Origin of the sequence: Microbacterium sp. IEGM 1404 (genome assembly GCF_030056775.1) — a bacterium.
Taxonomy (GTDB): Bacteria; Actinomycetota; Actinomycetes; order Actinomycetales; family Microbacteriaceae; genus Microbacterium.
Window position 1 is genome coordinate 1 of sequence record NZ_JASHKP010000016.1, and the last position, 242, is coordinate 242.

1 protein-coding gene is annotated in these 242 nt (G+C 71.1%); it reads right to left on the reverse strand.

Annotated elements, in window-relative coordinates; translation table 11 throughout:
- Nucleotides 1–226, reverse strand: a 226-nt coding sequence (locus QM517_RS18110) for a hypothetical protein (RefSeq protein ID WP_283289552.1), incomplete at its 3' end; no start/stop codon positions are given.
- Nucleotides 227–242 lie beyond the last annotated feature (16 nt).

Consider the following 242-nt stretch of genomic DNA (forward strand, 5'->3'; position numbering starts at 1 on the left):
CCCAGTCGCTGTTCTCCAGGGCGGTGGTGCTCTCGTCGCGGTCGGGCTCCTGCATGTGCTTGCCGACGGTGAACCCGAGCGTTCCGTCGAGGACGCCGCAGGACCCCCCCCGCACGCCCTCGCCGTGCCCCCGCGGCTGCCAGGAGCGCGACGCATACCACTTCACGGCCACCTCGCCCACCTCTACGACCCGCATCGACGGGAAGCCGACCCGGGGTACGTGCACGCTGACCACGTACTGA